The following is a 14,493-nucleotide window of genomic DNA, read 5'->3' as shown; positions in this document are numbered from 1 at the left end:
TGCCCTATCGCTCCTGCTTCAGCGCGCTTTCGTGCCAGCGCCGCAAAATGAGATGCGAAATGAGCGACAAGACGAGAAAGATCAGGATTCCGGTCAGCGAGATCAGGAGAAGCGCAGCGAACAGCCTCGGTGCATTGAGCCGGTAGCCCGCCTCGATGATCCGCGAGGCCAGTCCCGACGATTGTCCGGTCGTCCCAGCAACGAACTCGGCCACCACGGCGCCGATAAGCGACAGGCCCCCGGCGATCTTCAAGCCGCCCAGGAAATACGGCATCGCCGCCGGCAGGCGAAGATAGCGCAACTGCTGCCAGCGCGTCGCGCCGTTGAGCTTGAACATGTCGCGCAGATTGCGGTCCACGGAGTTCAGGCCGAGCGTGGTGTTCGAGAGGATCGGGAAGAAGGCGACGATCCAGGCGCAGAGAAGAAGCTTTGCCGTCTGGTTGTTCACATAGATGTTGATCAACGGGAAGATCGCCACGATCGGCGTCACCTGCAGCACGATCGCGAACGGGAAGAACGACATCTCGACCCATTTCGATTGCGCGAACAGCACCGACAGCCCGACGCCGCCGATAACGGCCAGGGCCAGGCCGAGGAACGTGATGCGCAAGGTGACCAGCAGCGACGAAAACAGCAGGCCCGCATCATTGTAGAGCGTCCACAGCACGACACCGGGGCGCGGCAGGATATATTGCGGAATCCCGTTCCAGACGCAGATGCGGTCCCACGACCAGATTGCCAGGATCATGATCGCGAGAGGCAACACCCAGCGCCCGATTTCCTCGAGACGCTGCTGGCGCGCGCGCCGCGCTTCCTCGGGATCGAGTTGGAGGACCCCGTCATCAATGGCCGTCATGATCCCCGCCTGCGGTTGAGTTGATGGCATTGACGAGCACACTTGAAGTCTGCCGGCACAGCGCGGCGTAGTCGGGGGAAGTGCGAAACGCCTCGTCGCGTGGATAGGATGCGCCAATCGCCAACTCGTCGAACACCCTGCCCGGCCGAGCCGCCATAACGACGACGCGGTTGGAGAGGAACACGCTTTCGAAGACGCTGTGGGTGACGAACACGACCGTGAAGCGCTGGTCCTGCCAAAGCTCCAGCAGGTCGTTGTTGAGCTTGAACCGCGTGATCTCGTCCAGCGCGGCGAACGGCTCGTCCATCAGCAGGACGCGCGGTTTGGTCACCAAGGCTCGCGCGATGGAGACACGCATCTTCATGCCGCCCGACAATTCGCGCGGCACGGCGTCCTCGAAGCCGGTCAGGTGCACGCGCGCCAGCATCTCCCTCACCGCCGGCGCAGCCTTGGCCCGCGAAATGCCCTTCAGCCTGAGCGGCAGCCAGACATTGTCGAACACGCTCGCCCAGGGCAGCAATGTCGGCTCCTGGAAGACGAAGCCGATGTTGGAGCGATCGACAATGCCGCCGTCGCGCCAGTCGAGCAGCCCTGAGGTTGGCGTCGATAGACCGGCGATCAGCCGCAGGGCCGTCGACTTGCCGCAACCCGAGGGCCCGAGCAGGCTGACGAAGTCGCCTTCCCGGATCGCCAGGTTGACGTCGCTCAGCGCCGTCACGCCATTGGAGAAGACCTTGCCGACGCCGCGTAGCGCCAGCAACGTGGAAGGTCCGGCCGCCGCGCTGGATCGCGACAGCGTTAGCTCCTCGCCCATCACGCCGGTCCGGCCTATTTCTTCAGCTCGATCCCGACGCCCTTGTTGACGAAGGTAAGCGTGTAGGCCTTCTTGATGTCGATGCCGGCAGGAGCGACCTTGGCCTTGACCATCTTGTCGTAGAAGCTCTGGATGCGCGCGTCGCTCATGGCCCCGATGCCCAGCTTTTCGGTATCGCCGGAATCGGCCAGGCCGAACTTCTTCATCTGCGCGATCGAGAAGGCGATCTGCTCGTCCGTCATGTCAGGATTGTCTTTCTTGATCATGTCGTTGGCCGCTTTGTTGTCGCCGTAGAGATATTTGTACCAGCCCTTGGCCGAGCCATCGACGAAGCACTGGACGACCTCCGGCTTCTTGTCGATCGTGTCCTGCATGACTTCGATCGTCGTCGAATAGGTATCCCAGCCATAGTCCGCAAGCAGGAACTGGTTCGGCACGAAGCCACCTTCCTTCTGCACCGCGAATGGCTCGGAGGTCACATATCCCTGCTGGATCGACTTCTTGTTGGCGAGGAAGGGCGCGGTGTTGTAGGTGTAGGGCGCACGCTTGGAAGCGTCGAAGCCAAGCTCGATCACCATCCACTGGAAGAAGGTCTGCACGCCCTCGTCACCCAGTATATACTGGTCGGCGTTCTTCAGATCCTCCCATTTGTCGAGACCCTCGCCCGGGTGGGACATGATCACCTGCGGATCCTTCTGGAAGTCGGCGGCAACCACGCGCATCGGAATGCCCTGCTGGACCGCGTCGAAGGCCGACAGCAAATTGCCACCCATGTAGAAGTCGATCTTGCCGGCCAGAAGCATCGGCCGGCCGCTGACCTGCGGTCCGCCCTGCAAGATGGTGACGTCGAGTCCACAGGCAGCGTAGGTGCCGTCGGCGACGGATTGGTAGTACCCGCCATGCTCCGGCTCGGCCAGCCAGTTGGTGCCGAACGTGACCTTCTCATTCGCCGCGGCGCTCAAAGTGCTGGCCATCAGCAGGGTCATCGCCGCCGCCGAAAGCTTCTTTTTTCCGTACATCTACACCACCCCCTATTTGCTCCGGCGCGCCACGCGCCGAGCTCGACACCGAAGATTCAAGAAGCAAGACACATGCCACCGGCCGCTCTCGCCGGGACCCGCCCGCCTGCATCACACCATCTGCGAAAGCTGGAAGGGTCGTGCTGCACGGGAGGCATCGTGCCTATTTTTTGAACGCCTGTCCACAATCGCACTCGCCACATGCACTGACGTCTTGAAGCTGGAATGCATCCGGCCCTAGGCTGGCGGCATACAGGAGATTGCCATGTTCAAATTCCTAACCCCGAAGTCGATCAAGCCGCCCTTTGCCCGCTATAGCCATGCGGTCGAGGTACCCGCGGGAAAGCGCCTTGTCCTCTGCTCCGGCCAGGTTGCGATCACGGTGGACGATCAGATACCCGAAGAGGCCGGCGCCCAGGCGGAGCTCTGTTTCCGCAATATCGAAGCGATCCTGGGGGAGGCCGGGCTGGGACTTCGGGATATCGTGCGCATCAACGCCTACGTGACCGACCGCGCCCATCTGAGGCCCTATATGGACGTTCGCGACCGGCTGTTTTCGAGCCCGGCGCCTGCCTCCACCTTGATGATCGTCAGCGGATTTGCCCGAGCCGAATTCAAGGTGGAGGTCGAAGCCATCGCGGCTGGCTGATCGACATCAGGCTCGTCCCGCGCTAGGTCTCACCGATCATCGAAGAGGCATGACATGACCGCTGCAGGAAGACGCGTCCGGTGGGGTGACTACCGGACAACGGAATATGCCTCCATCGATCCGGAGGCTACAATCGCCGTGCTGCCGGTAGCCGCGATCGAGCAGCATGGACCTCATCTGCCTGTCTCGACCGACACCTCGATTATGAACGGCATGCTCGACACTGTGATCGCCCGCCTGCCCGACGATCTCGACATCCGCATCCTGCCGGTCCAGGCGGTCGGCAAGTCCAATGAGCATCTGCACGCGCCCGGCACGCTCACTTTGCCGGCAACGACGCTGGTCGAGGCCTGGACCGAACTCGGCCTGTCGATCGCGCGCGCGGGCGTGCGCAAGCTGGTCGTCGTCAACTCGCATGGCGGCAATGAAGAGATCATGGGTATCATCACGCGCGAGTTGCGGGTGCGCGAAAAGATGCTGGCGGTGAAGACGAGCTGGCAGCGTTTTGGCCGCCCGGCCGGCATGTACACCGAACTCGAGGATCGGCACGGCATTCACGGCGGCGATGTCGAGACGTCGCTGATGCTGCACTTCCGGCCGGAGCTGGTGGACATGGGGAGGGCCGACAATTTCCTCTCCAACGTCGCGATGGCCGAGAAGGAATTCGGATTGCTGCGCCACACGGGCACCCACGCCTTCGCCTGGATCGCGAGCGACCTGAACCCGAATGGCGTGGTTGGCGACGCCAGCATCGCGACGGCCGAAAAGGGCCGCCTGACCGCTGAATATCAGGCTGACGGTTTCATCAGCCTGCTGCGGGATGTGCGGAAGGCCAAGCTGGCCGAATGGCTGAGGTAACTACACATCGATCTTGAGCGCGAACGGCGTGCCTTCGAAGGCATCCGCGCCGCGCCCGATCGATTCGATCGCCTCGATCATGCGGCCATTGCGATCAAGCAAGGCGTCGGCCACCGCGATCAACCGTGGATTGGGCGTCGCCGAGGGTGACAGCGCCCTCAGCGTTCGGGCCAGTTCAACCTCGTCGCGCTTCGGCGCCAATGCCGCAGCGATGATGTAGGCTGAAGCGGTCGAGCGGCTGATGCCGGCGTAGCAGTGCACGACCATCGGCTTTGCCCGGTCCCAGCGGCGCGCGAAATCCAGCAGGTTGCGAACGTGGTCTTCGCCCGGCATGGTCATGCCGTCCTGTGCCGCCGCAATGTCGTGCATCACCAGGTGAAGATGGTTCTCTCTCGCGATCGATGCCGGACGCATCACTTCCGTGCCCGCCGCTAGCAGCGACAGCATTCGGTCGGCCCCGGTTCTGACCACCGTTTCCTCGATCTTCGACAGCGAGCAGACATGGATCATAGTCGTCAGTCCTTCGATCGATTTTCGCGCCGTGACGCCCATCCGGCAAGAGCGGAGCCGAGCCGCCGCCATTCCTCTTCGCTTCCAGGCAGACCGGCGCGCAACACATCCGGCCTATCGGCGAAGTGCCGCAGCACGATGCCGTGCTCGCCGAGCGCGCAAAAAAGGCCGGCGGCGTCGGAAAGCCGCAGGTACCGGTAAAGCGTGGTGCCGCCCGCCACCGGAACGCCGAAGCGTCCGAACAGGCCATCGAGCCGCGCCGATGATTCGGCGAGCGATGTCCGCATCGCGTCCTGCCAGCCAATATCGGCAAGCGCCCGGATGCCGTATTCCAGAGCCGGACCGGCAACGGCCCAAGGCCCGAATTGCCTTTCCAGCAACCCAGCGGTTTGTGGATCTGAAAGCGCGAACCCAAGCCGGAGGCCGGCCAGGCCGAAGAACTTGCCGAAGGAACGCAGCACGACAATGCCACCCTGGCCGACATCACCGGCGAGGCTTTGGTGACGCGGGCCGACATCCATGAATGCTTCGTCGACGACCAGCAATCCGTCTTTGGCGCGCAGCGCAGCAGCCAGAGCCAGCAACCGCTCCCGTTCGACGACGCGCCCATCCGGATTGTTGGGGTTTACGATGATGGCAAGATTGGCGCCGGCCAGAGCCTCGAAATCGCTGACCTCGGCCACGCTGTGCCCGGCTATCGCCGCGGCGCGGGCATGTTCGGCATAGGTCGGCCCCAGCACCAGCGCCCTGCCCGGGGCGATCAGGGAGGCGACGCGCGGCAGCAGGATCTGCGTGCCCGGCGCCGCTGCCACATTGGCCGGCGATGGCGCTCCGTAGGCCTTGGCCGCGACCGCCCTCAGCTCAAGCAGCCGCCCGGCTTCCGGCAACCGCGACAGGGCGGTGGCGGGCAGGTCGAAAAGCGGATAGGAGTGCGGGTTGATACCGGTCGAGAGGTCGACGAAAGGCAACACGGCGTTTGGGAAAAGCAACCTCGCCCGGCCGAGACTTCCACCATGGTCCACCGCTCCATCAAGAAGCTTCATGTCAGTCCTGATCGCTTTCCTGTCATTGGCCGTCGAATTCTTCCTGGGTTATCCGGACTGGCTGTTTCGCGCCATCGGCCACCCGGTGACGTGGATCGGCAGGCTGATATCCTTTCTCGACCTGAAGCTCAATCGCGCCACTGATCCCGACGCCCTGCGTCGCCAACGGGGTGTCCAGGCCTTGCTGGTCATCGTGCTGGTGCCCGGTGTGATCGGCCTCTTCATGCAGATATTCCTTCTCTGGTTCGTTCCCCTGGGGCTGGTCGTCGCCGCCCTCCTGGCGACATCGCTGCTGTCGCAGAAAAGCCTCCACGACCACGTCGAGGCTGTCGCCGACGCGCTCGACAGCGGCGGCCTCGCCATGGGGCGCGTCGCGGTCTCGCGCATCGTCGGCCGCGATCCCGAAACGCTGGACCGAGCCGGCGTTTGCCGTGCGGCCATCGAAAGCCTGGCCGAGAACTTTTCCGACGGCATCGTCGCTCCCGCCTTCTGGACCGGCGTCGGCGGCCTCGCCGGCGGCGCGGCCTATAAGGCGGCTAACACGGCCGATTCGATGATCGGACATCGCACTCCGCGCCACGAGGCTTTCGGCTGGGCGGCGGCGCGTTTCGACGATTGGATCAACCTGCCGGCGTCGCGGCTGAGCGCGCTGCTCATCGTGCTTGCGGCGTTCCTGGTCAAGCGAGCCGACCCAGGCGGTGCCTGGCGCGCCGTGTGGCGCGACGCCAAAAAGCACCGTTCACCCAATGCCGGCTGGCCGGAGGCGGCAATGGCCGGCGCGCTGGGGCTCGCCCTTGCCGGACCGCGCAGCTATGGCGGAATTCTGGTCGACGATGTCTTCATGGGCGAAGGCGGTCGCTGCGAGGCTGACAGCGTCGACATAAGGCGGGCGCTGAAACTCTATCGCGTCGCCGACTGCCTGCTGATTGGTATGTTCGGGTTGATTTCGATGGTCGTCATTTTAGCTTGATCTCAACCCCGGTCAGCTCTCTCCCGGAGGAAAGGAAGGGGGCCGGGCCGCAACAGCTTCGCGCCCTTCCTCTCCCCCGTCGATCGGGGGAGAGGTGGCTCGGCGAAGCCGAGACGGAGTGGGGGTCGACTAGCCCGACAGTCGCGTTTTCGCGCCAGTCGCGTCGCGCTTGCCTGCCTACGGCCTCGTGTTCGATAACCGCCTTCCCCCAATCCGTCGCTGCTTCGCAGCGCCACCTTTCCCCCCTCCGGAGGGAAAGGAAGTGAGCCCTGCCGGGAGCGTGGCGACTGGGCCAAAGGCTTACCCACGACAGCAGGCAAAAGACCTCAGAACTCGATACCCTGCTGAGCTTTCACGCCCGCGGAGAAATGGTGTTTCGTCACCCCCATCTCGGTGACCAGGTCCGCAGCCTCGACCAGCGCCGGCTTGGCATTGCGCCCGGTAACGACGACATGAAGCCCTTCGCGACGGGCTTTCAACGCCCCAACCACCATGTCGAGATCGAGATAATCGTAGCGCAGCGCGATGTTCAATTCGTCGAGCACCAGCAGGCTGATGGATGGATCTGCCATCAATTCGAGCACCTTGGCCCAGGCGGCTTGCGCCGCGGCAATGTCGCGCTTCAGATCCTGCGTCTCCCAGGTGAAGCCTTCGCCCATTGTGTGCCAGACAACGCGATCGCCAAACGCCGCGAACGCATCCTTCTCGCCGGTGTGCCACTTGCCCTTGATGAACTGGACGACCCCGACGCGCCTGCCGTAGCCAAGCATCCGTAGCGCCAGGCCGAAAGCGGCTGTCGTCTTGCCCTTGCCGGGACCGGTATTGACGATCAGGAGCCCTTTCTCGACCGTCTTGCTGGCCACCTCGGCGTCCTGCACCGCCTTGCGTTTGGCCATCTTCGAACGGTGACGCTCCTCGTCCCGATCGTCGATGGCCTTTTCGTCGATGTCGGTCATCTCACTTCACCTTGAGCGGCAGCCCCGCCACCATCAGCAACACGCTATCGGCGACCGCCGCGACCTGCTGGTTGAGCCGGCCTGCGGCATCGCGGAAACGGCGCGCCAGTGCATTGTCCGGCACGATGCCCTGGCCGACTTCATTGGAAACCACGAACCAAGCCCCGCGCGGCCGCGACAGTGCGTCCGCCAACCGGCGGCATTCGAGCTCGAGGTCGTGTTCGGCCAGCATGTGGTTGGTCAGCCACAGCGTCAGGCAGTCGACCAGCACCGGCCGATTGTCCGGCAGAGAACCGAGAGCGCCGAGAAGGTCCAGCGGCGCATCCACGGTCACCCAGCCTTCGCCACGCCGCGACCGGTGCAGCGAGATGCGCTCGCGCATCTCGTCGTCATAGGCCTGCGCCGTGGCGATATAGGTCCATGGCGAAGGCAAGGCCGCCGCCAGGGTTTCGGCGTGCGCGCTCTTGCCGGAGCGCGCGCCACCGATAATGAAGGTCAGCTTGCCCTTATCAGGCAAAGCTGTCGCGCAGGCTGGTAGCGGTACCGGTGAAGCGGCTCCGGACCACACCCACGACCGCACCGAGCACCAGCCAGAACACCAGATTGGTGAGCGTCACCGCCACCACGAACTGATGGTGGAGGCCTTCGGGGATCGGCGTCTCGAAGCTCTCCGGCTGCGGCGCGCCGACAATATGCGGAGCGACGATCAGCAGGACACCGAGGATAGTCATCGGCAACGATTTGCGGAAGGCAATCAGGCCAAGCCCGGCGGCGGTCGCGGCTACCGTCGCCCACCACCAGGTCTGGCGCTGCATGAGATCGGCCGCCGGCATGGCCGGCAGTTCCGGCGGCAGGCCAAGGCCAGGAGCGAGCGTGAATACGGCAAAGCCGGCAAGTCCCCAGAACACGCCCTGGCGCCAGCCGCCAATGCCTCCGGCGAATTCCGAAACAGCGACCAGGATCAGCGCGAAGCCGATTCCGGTGACGATATTGGCAAGCACGCTGAACGCGAACCGCTCGAAACCGTCGGCCGGAGCCCAACCTTCGTCTTCCATCGGGGCGGCCGCTTCGGCAGGCGCCGGTGCGGCGCTGCTCATGGCATTGGTGGTGCTGGCGGCCGGTGCCGCTGCATGATCGTGCTGGTGGCCGCCAGCCTTTTCAAAAACTTCGGCCTGGTAGATCAGAGGGTCGGTGGCAAAGGCCTGCATGCAGGCGAGAACGACGCCAGCCACGAGCCCTGCGATCGCCGCGATGAACACGACGTTGCGAAACAGGTTCATGATGTCAATTCCTCGTCAGTGGCAGGGAAACGCCATTGAGTGGCGATAGTCGTGCGCGGCGTTGTGAACCACCTCGATATGCGAGAAGCCGACAACACCGACAACGAACAGGCCGAGAAATGCAGTGAGCACCAGCTGCATGAAGCGCGACTGCGAGGAGACGGAAGCGCCGAGGGAAACGGAAGCGGTATTCATCTATGTCCTTTCGCCCTCCACCCGAGGGCCTGTCAGTTTGCCGTCGCCGGCAGGTCTCCTGGCTCGCGGATAAGCGCCCTTCCCCACCTTCCCGAAGACTAATCTTCAGTGGCATATGGAGAGGACTACCGCACACAGTTGCGGGGGCAGCCACGGCATTGGACGACAAGTCACCCGTACCGCATTCCCTCTTGGCTCCAAAGCGGAACCGACGACAACCGGACTATAGGGAAAATCGCCGCGCGCGGCAAACCAAATTCCGCCGGCAATCAACGCGAATGCGCCATGCCGCGAGATCGACTGTCCGGGGCACAATTGACAATTCCCTTGACCGGGTGTCGGCTGGCTTCTTTAGAGAAGGTCTGCCATGCAGCCCATTGCCGGCGAGCGCGATCCTTACAATGGCCTGAGGCGGGTCGAACCGACGCTGCCCTCGTCGGCCTATTGGGATGCAGCCGCCTATCAAAGCGATCTCGACGCGATCTGGTACAGGAGTTGGCTGCTCGTCTGTCGCGAGGCCGATCTGGCGCAGCCGCTGTCCTTCCGCACTTTCCGCGTCGGCACGCAGGAAATCATCGTGCTGCGCGACGAGACCGGCGAACTGCGCGCTTTCCACAATACCTGCCGGCATCGGGGCTCGCAGCTCTGCCAGGAAAGCGAGGGCCGGCTGAAGGCGCGGCTCATCACCTGCCCATACCACGCATGGTCCTACTCCCTGCGCGGCGACCTCGTGCGGGTGCCGTCAAAAACGCTGCCCGATGGCTTCGACAAGGCCGATCATCCGCTTTATCGCGTCGCACTCTCGGTTTGGCGGGGCTTCGTCTTCGTCAATCTCGTCGAAGACGCGGCCGGCACGGCGCAATCGTCCTTTGATCCTGCCTCCGCCGACCTTGCCAACTGGCCGCTGGAAGCCCTGGTGACAGGCTATGCGCTGCGCAAGGTCATGAACTGCAATTGGAAAATCTTCTGGGAGAACTTCAACGAGTGCCTGCATTGTCCGGGCGTCCACAAGGACCTGTCGCGGCTGGTGCCGATCTATGGCCGCGGCCTGATGGACCGCCATGACGATCCTGACTGGACCCGCCAAGCCGATAATGATTCGCCGGAATTCTCCGGCGGGCTGCGTATGGGCGCCGAGACATGGTCACGCGACGGGCAGGCGCACGGGCCGGTCTTCGCCGGACTGACACCGGCCGAACGCGCCGCCGGCCAGACCTATGCCACCAGCCTGCCTTCGATGTTCGTCGTCGGCCATGTCGATTATGTCAGAACCGTGCGGCTGATTCCGCTCGGGCCCGAGCAGACCGAACTTGTCGCCGAATGGCTTTTCGCGCCCGAGGCGCTGGCCTCGACCGACATCGAAAACATCGTCGGCTTCGGCCGCCAGGTGCTGGAGGAGGATGCGGCGATCTGCGAGGTCAACCAGAAGGGCCTGCGCTCCAAGCGTCACTCGGCCGGCGTACTGATGCCCGAGGAATACGAATTGCACCGTTTCCATGAGTGGGTCCGCGAACGCCACGCTGCGCTCCCGCCAATGCCCTGAATATCCAAGCTATTTCGGCCGCCGCGAAGCCCCGCTCGGCCGGCTGACCAAGCGTCAAGGGCATTGCACCAGGCACGCGAGAGCCAATTGCGCCTCTAGGTCGGCAATAGGGGACGACGTCTTCTTTTGTCGGGCGCAACCGTGCTAGTCGTCCTGGCAGCTGAATCAGATCGCGAGACCATGAGCATCCATACGCCGACCGCACCTGCCGAGGATTCGCCAAGGCGCATCCTTGCCATCGACATCATGCGCGGCGTCGCGCTCGTCGCCATGGCGAGCTACCATTTCACATGGGACCTGGAGTTCTTCGGCTATGTCGACCCCGGCCTCACCGCCTTCGGCTGGTGGAAGATCTACGCGCGCTGCATCGCTTCCACCTTCCTGTTCCTGGTCGGCGTCAGCCTGTACCTCGCCCATGGCCGTCAAATCCGCTGGAACGGGTTCTGGAAGCGGTTCGCCATGGTCGCCGGCGCAGCGGTCGCCATCTCGGTGGTCACCCGCATCGCCACGCCGGACAGCTTCATCTTCTTCGGCATCCTGCACGAGATCGCGCTCGCCAGCTTGCTAGGCCTCGCCTTCCTGCGGCTGCCGGCATTGCTGACGCTTACCGTCGCCGCGCTTGTCGTCGCCGCGCCCCTCTATCTGCGGTCGGAGGCTTTCGACCATCCCTGGCTGTGGTGGGTCGGCCTGTCGACGATCAATCCCCGGTCCAATGATTTCGTGCCGCTGTTTCCATGGTTCGGCGCGGTGCTTGTCGGCATCGGGTTCACGAAACTCGCCTCCGCGTCTGGGCTAAGGGCGCGCCTGGCCGCGCTCGTGCCTGGCCGTTGGGCCAATCCACTGCTCTTCATCGGCCGGCACAGCCTGGCGTTCTATCTGATCCATCAGCCGCTGCTGATCGGCTGCGTCTGGCTGTTTTCGCAGGTGATGCCGGCCAATATCGAAACTCCGCAAGTCAATTTCCTGAAAACCTGCCAGCGGTCGTGCGAGCAGTCGCGCGACACCGAGTTCTGTTCCAGCTACTGTGTGTGCATGTTGGATACGCTCGAGAGCGAAGCCTCGTTGGATCGCCTCTATAACAACGACCAGACCGCGGAATGGAAGTCGCATGTGTCCGATCTGGCCGGCATATGCACTGCCAAGACAGAAGACAAGCTGATGGAGCAGGGGGTGAGATGACCGAGAACCAGCCGAAGCCGGGGCTCATACCATGGCCGCCGCTGATTTATGTCGCCGCCATCGCCATCAGCATCGTGCTTGGTCTTCTCTATCCGCTGCCATGGATCGGCGATCTCCTGGGCGACATCCTTTTCGCCGCTGGCTGGGTGGCGCTGTTCGGCGTCTTGTCGCTCTGGTTCACCGCCATCCGGACGATGGTTCGGGCCAGGACAACGCTCAATCCCAACGGAATGCCGGATCACCTCGTCACCACAGGTCCCTTCGGTATCACCCGCAATCCGATGTATCTCGCCAATACGCTGCTTCTGATCGGTATTGCCTTCATCTCAGGCACCGCATGGTTCCTGCCACTGGCGTTCATCGCAGCCTTCGCGACGCAGAAAATGGCGATCGAGGGCGAGGAAAAGGTGCTGGCTACGAAGTTCGGCAAGAAATACCGGGATTACGCCAAGCGCGTTCGACGCTGGATCTGAGCGGCTTCAGGTATTGACGCCAAGTTCGACCAGCCGTTCGACGCAGGACTCTTCGGCCTGGTCGAGTTCGGCCAGCGTCTCCTCGAGGTCACGACGCTTCTGCCTGAGATCCTCGCGCTTTTCCTCGATGCGCTTGATCATCAGCTTGAGCTGGCCCACCTCGCCGGGCGGCTCCCGGTACATCTGGATGATTTCACGGATCTCGTTGATCGAGAAGCCGAGCCTTTTTCCCCGCATGATCTGCCGGATGAGGTGGCGGTCGGACGGACGAAACAGCCGCGTGCGGCCGCGCCGCACCGGTTGCACCAGCCCCTCATCCTCATAGAAGCGCAGCGTTCGCGTCGACACGTCGAATTCGCGCGTCAGCTCGGTGATCGAATAATACTCCCGCATCGTCACTCCCACGCGCCGGGATCCGGTACGATCGCCTTGCGCCGCGCCAATCAATCCCCGAACCCACTCCGCTCGTGCCGGAATCGACACGTTTACCCAGCGCGAGCCTCGCACGGCATTTACGTAAAAGTCAATTTAAGGGTCGCGTCAGGATATGCCAAACCACCAGGTGGCGATGCCGAGGAAGGCAAAGAAGCCGACGACGTCGGTGACCGTGGTGACGAAGACAGCCGACGCGACGGCCGGGTCGATCTTGAAACGGTCCAGCAGCAGCGGGATCAATATGCCGGCCAGTGCAGCCGCAAACATGTTGATGATCATCGCCGCCGCGATGATCCCGCCCAGATTGTTGTCGTGGAACCAGATCGCGGCGACGATGCCGATCAGGACGGCGAAGACGATGCCGTTGATGAATCCGACGCCCATCTCGCGGCGAATGATGCGGCCCGCATTGTAGATGTCGAGATCCCTCGTCGCCAGCGCGCGAACGGTCACCGTCATGGTTTGAGAGCCCGCATTGCCGCCCATCCCGGCCACGATGGGCATCAGCACCGCCAGTGCCACGATGTGTTCGATGGTCCGGTCGAACAGACTGATCACCGATGCCGCCAGAAATGCAGTCCCGAGATTGACCAGCAACCACGGTACGCGGGAGCGCGAGGTCGAAACGATACTGTCGGACAGTTCTTCGTCGCCGACGCCGCCCATGCGCAGCAGATCTTCCTCGGCTTCCTGCTGGATGACGTCGACGACGTCGTCGATCGTCAGCACGCCAACCAGCCGCTCGTTTTCGTCGACCACTGCGGCCGACAGAAGGTCGTACTGCTCGAATTCCCTGGCTGCCTCTTCCTGGTCCATCGTGGCCGGGATGGCGTGGCGCGTCTCGTGCATGACCTCTCCGACCTTGACCGCGCGCTTGGCGCGCAGGATCTGGTCGAGGTCGATGGCGCCTAAGAGCTTGAAAGTCGGATCGATGACGAAGATCTGGCTGAACCGCTCGGGCAGGTTCTTGTCCTCGCGCATGTAGTCGATCGTCTGGCCAATGGTCCAGAACGGCGGCACGGCGACGAACTCGGTCTGCATGCGCCGACCGGCGGTCTCTTCGGGGTAATCGAGCGATCGGCGCAGCCTGATCCGTTCGGTGAACGGCAGCTGCGACAGGATTTCGTCCTGGTCTTCCTTTTCAAGGTCTTCAAGAATGTAGACCGCGTCGTCAGAATCGAGTTCCTGCACCGCCTGCGCGATCCGCGCATTGGGCAGGTTGTCGACAATCTCCATGCGGATCTTCTCGTCGACTTCGGTCAGCGCCGAGAAGTCGAAATCCGCGCCCAGCAGTTCGACCAGCCCCCGCCGCTGTTCGGGATGCAGAGCCTCCAGCAGGTCGCCCAGTTCTGATTGATGCAGTCCGTCGACTTCATGCTTGAGCGCGACCGTATCGCGGTCCGCTATCGCCGCACCGATCTGCGCGAGGAAGGAGGAAAGGACAACGCCATCCTCGCCATAGATGTCGGCGTGGTGTTCGTCGGCGGCCCTCGCGCCGGTCGTCCGCTCGTGCTCGCCTTCCACCAGCGCCTCCGCCATCGCAAACCCAAAAGCTGCGTTTGGTCTAAAGCATCGAACCCAAGAGTGGAAAGCGGTTTCGGCAGGAGAATCTCGCGCCGGTGCCGGCGGCGCCGCCCGGATCAAATATCGGTGAGACTTGGGAAGCGCCCCATTGTCCTCACGATCGTCACGAACATCGCAGCCATCAGCGAA

The 14,493-nt window shown here is 63.3% G+C and carries 17 protein-coding genes and 1 riboswitch; of the genes, 6 read left to right on the top strand and 11 right to left on the bottom strand.

Annotation, left to right across the window (positions count from 1 at the left end; all coding sequences use genetic code 11):
- Positions 1 to 4 precede the first annotated feature (4 nt).
- Genes LB513_RS09770 through LB513_RS09760 form a run of 3 tightly spaced genes read right to left on the bottom strand, consistent with a single transcriptional unit; the run spans position 5 to position 2,689 of the window.
- A complete protein-coding gene (locus LB513_RS09770; RefSeq protein WP_224663264.1) occupies positions 5 to 856 on the bottom strand; it encodes an ABC transporter permease in 852 nt (283 codons plus the stop codon).
- Positions 843 to 1,670 (bottom strand): ABC transporter ATP-binding protein, encoded by an 828-nt coding sequence (locus LB513_RS09765; protein WP_224663263.1) that lies wholly within the window; start codon positions 1,668 to 1,670, stop codon positions 843 to 845. The genes LB513_RS09770 and LB513_RS09765 overlap by 14 nt, the downstream gene beginning before the upstream one ends.
- A gap of 14 nt (positions 1,671 to 1,684) precedes the next feature.
- Complete coding sequence (locus LB513_RS09760; protein WP_224663262.1) at positions 1,685 to 2,689, bottom strand: ABC transporter substrate-binding protein; 1,005 nt, start codon at positions 2,687 to 2,689, stop codon at positions 1,685 to 1,687.
- A gap of 265 nt (positions 2,690 to 2,954) precedes the next feature.
- Between LB513_RS09760 and LB513_RS09755 the strand changes: the two genes are divergently transcribed.
- Both LB513_RS09755 and LB513_RS09750 read left to right on the top strand, forming a co-directional pair.
- Positions 2,955 to 3,338: a RidA family protein gene (locus LB513_RS09755; protein WP_224663261.1), complete on the top strand. Its 384-nt coding sequence runs from the start codon at positions 2,955 to 2,957 to the stop codon at positions 3,336 to 3,338.
- A 54-nt stretch (positions 3,339 to 3,392) separates the two neighbouring features.
- Positions 3,393 to 4,196, top strand: a complete 804-nt coding sequence (locus LB513_RS09750; RefSeq protein ID WP_224663260.1) for a creatininase family protein — start codon at positions 3,393 to 3,395, stop codon at positions 4,194 to 4,196.
- On the opposite strand, the gene LB513_RS09745 is transcribed toward LB513_RS09750, so the two are convergent.
- Positions 4,197 to 4,706 (bottom strand): tyrosine phosphatase family protein, encoded by a 510-nt coding sequence (locus LB513_RS09745; RefSeq protein ID WP_224663259.1) that lies wholly within the window; start codon positions 4,704 to 4,706, stop codon positions 4,197 to 4,199. It abuts the gene before it with no gap.
- A gap of 5 nt (positions 4,707 to 4,711) precedes the next feature.
- A complete protein-coding gene (cobD, locus tag LB513_RS09740; protein WP_224663258.1) occupies positions 4,712 to 5,749 on the bottom strand; it encodes a threonine-phosphate decarboxylase CobD in 1,038 nt (345 codons plus the stop codon).
- On the opposite strand from cobD, the gene cbiB reads away from it, so the two are divergent.
- The gene (gene cbiB / locus LB513_RS09735; RefSeq protein WP_224663257.1) at positions 5,748 to 6,719 is read left to right on the top strand and encodes an adenosylcobinamide-phosphate synthase CbiB; all 972 of its coding nucleotides are present in this window, start codon (positions 5,748 to 5,750) and stop codon (positions 6,717 to 6,719) included. The genes cobD and cbiB overlap by 2 nt on opposite strands.
- A 326-nt stretch (positions 6,720 to 7,045) precedes the next feature.
- Here the strand turns inward: cbiB and cobO are convergent, their stop codons facing one another.
- The 4 genes from cobO to LB513_RS09715 are packed head-to-tail and all read right to left on the bottom strand — an operon-like array spanning position 7,046 to position 9,150.
- Positions 7,046 to 7,675 carry a cob(I)yrinic acid a,c-diamide adenosyltransferase gene (cobO, locus tag LB513_RS09730; RefSeq protein ID WP_224663256.1) on the bottom strand — a complete coding sequence of 210 codons (630 nt, stop codon included), beginning with the start codon at positions 7,673 to 7,675 and terminating at the stop codon, positions 7,046 to 7,048.
- A gap of 1 nt (position 7,676) precedes the next feature.
- Positions 7,677 to 8,192, bottom strand: coding sequence for a bifunctional adenosylcobinamide kinase/adenosylcobinamide-phosphate guanylyltransferase (gene cobU, locus LB513_RS09725; RefSeq protein WP_224663255.1), 516 nt, complete (start codon positions 8,190 to 8,192; stop codon positions 7,677 to 7,679).
- Positions 8,185 to 8,955: a CbtA family protein gene (locus LB513_RS09720; protein WP_224663254.1), complete on the bottom strand. Its 771-nt coding sequence runs from the start codon at positions 8,953 to 8,955 to the stop codon at positions 8,185 to 8,187. Before LB513_RS09720 ends, cobU begins: the two co-directional genes overlap by 8 nt.
- A 15-nt stretch (positions 8,956 to 8,970) precedes the next feature.
- The gene (locus tag LB513_RS09715) at positions 8,971 to 9,150 is read right to left on the bottom strand and encodes a CbtB domain-containing protein (protein ID WP_224663253.1); all 180 of its coding nucleotides are present in this window, start codon (positions 9,148 to 9,150) and stop codon (positions 8,971 to 8,973) included.
- A gap of 30 nt (positions 9,151 to 9,180) precedes the next feature.
- A riboswitch (cobalamin riboswitch) is annotated at positions 9,181 to 9,378 on the bottom strand.
- A gap of 139 nt (positions 9,379 to 9,517) precedes the next feature.
- Here LB513_RS09715 and LB513_RS09710 point away from each other — a divergent pair.
- The 3 genes from LB513_RS09710 to LB513_RS09700 all read left to right on the top strand — a co-directional run bounded on the left by LB513_RS09710 (position 9,518) and on the right by LB513_RS09700 (position 12,345).
- Positions 9,518 to 10,693, top strand: coding sequence for an aromatic ring-hydroxylating oxygenase subunit alpha (locus LB513_RS09710; RefSeq protein ID WP_224663252.1), 1,176 nt, complete (start codon positions 9,518 to 9,520; stop codon positions 10,691 to 10,693).
- Between the two features lie 180 nt (positions 10,694 to 10,873).
- Positions 10,874 to 11,872, top strand: coding sequence for a heparan-alpha-glucosaminide N-acetyltransferase (locus LB513_RS09705; protein ID WP_224663251.1), 999 nt, complete (start codon positions 10,874 to 10,876; stop codon positions 11,870 to 11,872).
- Positions 11,869 to 12,345, top strand: a complete 477-nt coding sequence (locus LB513_RS09700; protein ID WP_224663250.1) for a methyltransferase family protein — start codon at positions 11,869 to 11,871, stop codon at positions 12,343 to 12,345. Before LB513_RS09705 ends, LB513_RS09700 begins: the two co-directional genes overlap by 4 nt.
- A 6-nt stretch (positions 12,346 to 12,351) precedes the next feature.
- Here the strand turns inward: LB513_RS09700 and LB513_RS09695 are convergent, their stop codons facing one another.
- Positions 12,352 to 12,738: a MerR family transcriptional regulator gene (locus tag LB513_RS09695; protein ID WP_224663249.1), complete on the bottom strand. Its 387-nt coding sequence runs from the start codon at positions 12,736 to 12,738 to the stop codon at positions 12,352 to 12,354.
- 147 nt (positions 12,739 to 12,885) lie between these two features.
- On the bottom strand, positions 12,886 to 14,319 hold the full coding sequence (gene mgtE, locus LB513_RS09690; RefSeq protein ID WP_224663248.1) for a magnesium transporter: 1,434 nt from the start codon (positions 14,317 to 14,319) through the stop codon (positions 12,886 to 12,888).
- Positions 14,320 to 14,493 lie beyond the last annotated feature (174 nt).

Origin of the sequence: Mesorhizobium sp. ES1-1 (assembly GCF_020164785.1) — a bacterium.
GTDB lineage: Bacteria > Pseudomonadota > Alphaproteobacteria > Rhizobiales > Rhizobiaceae > Mesorhizobium.
This window is presented reverse-complemented; position numbering and strand designations above follow the sequence as displayed.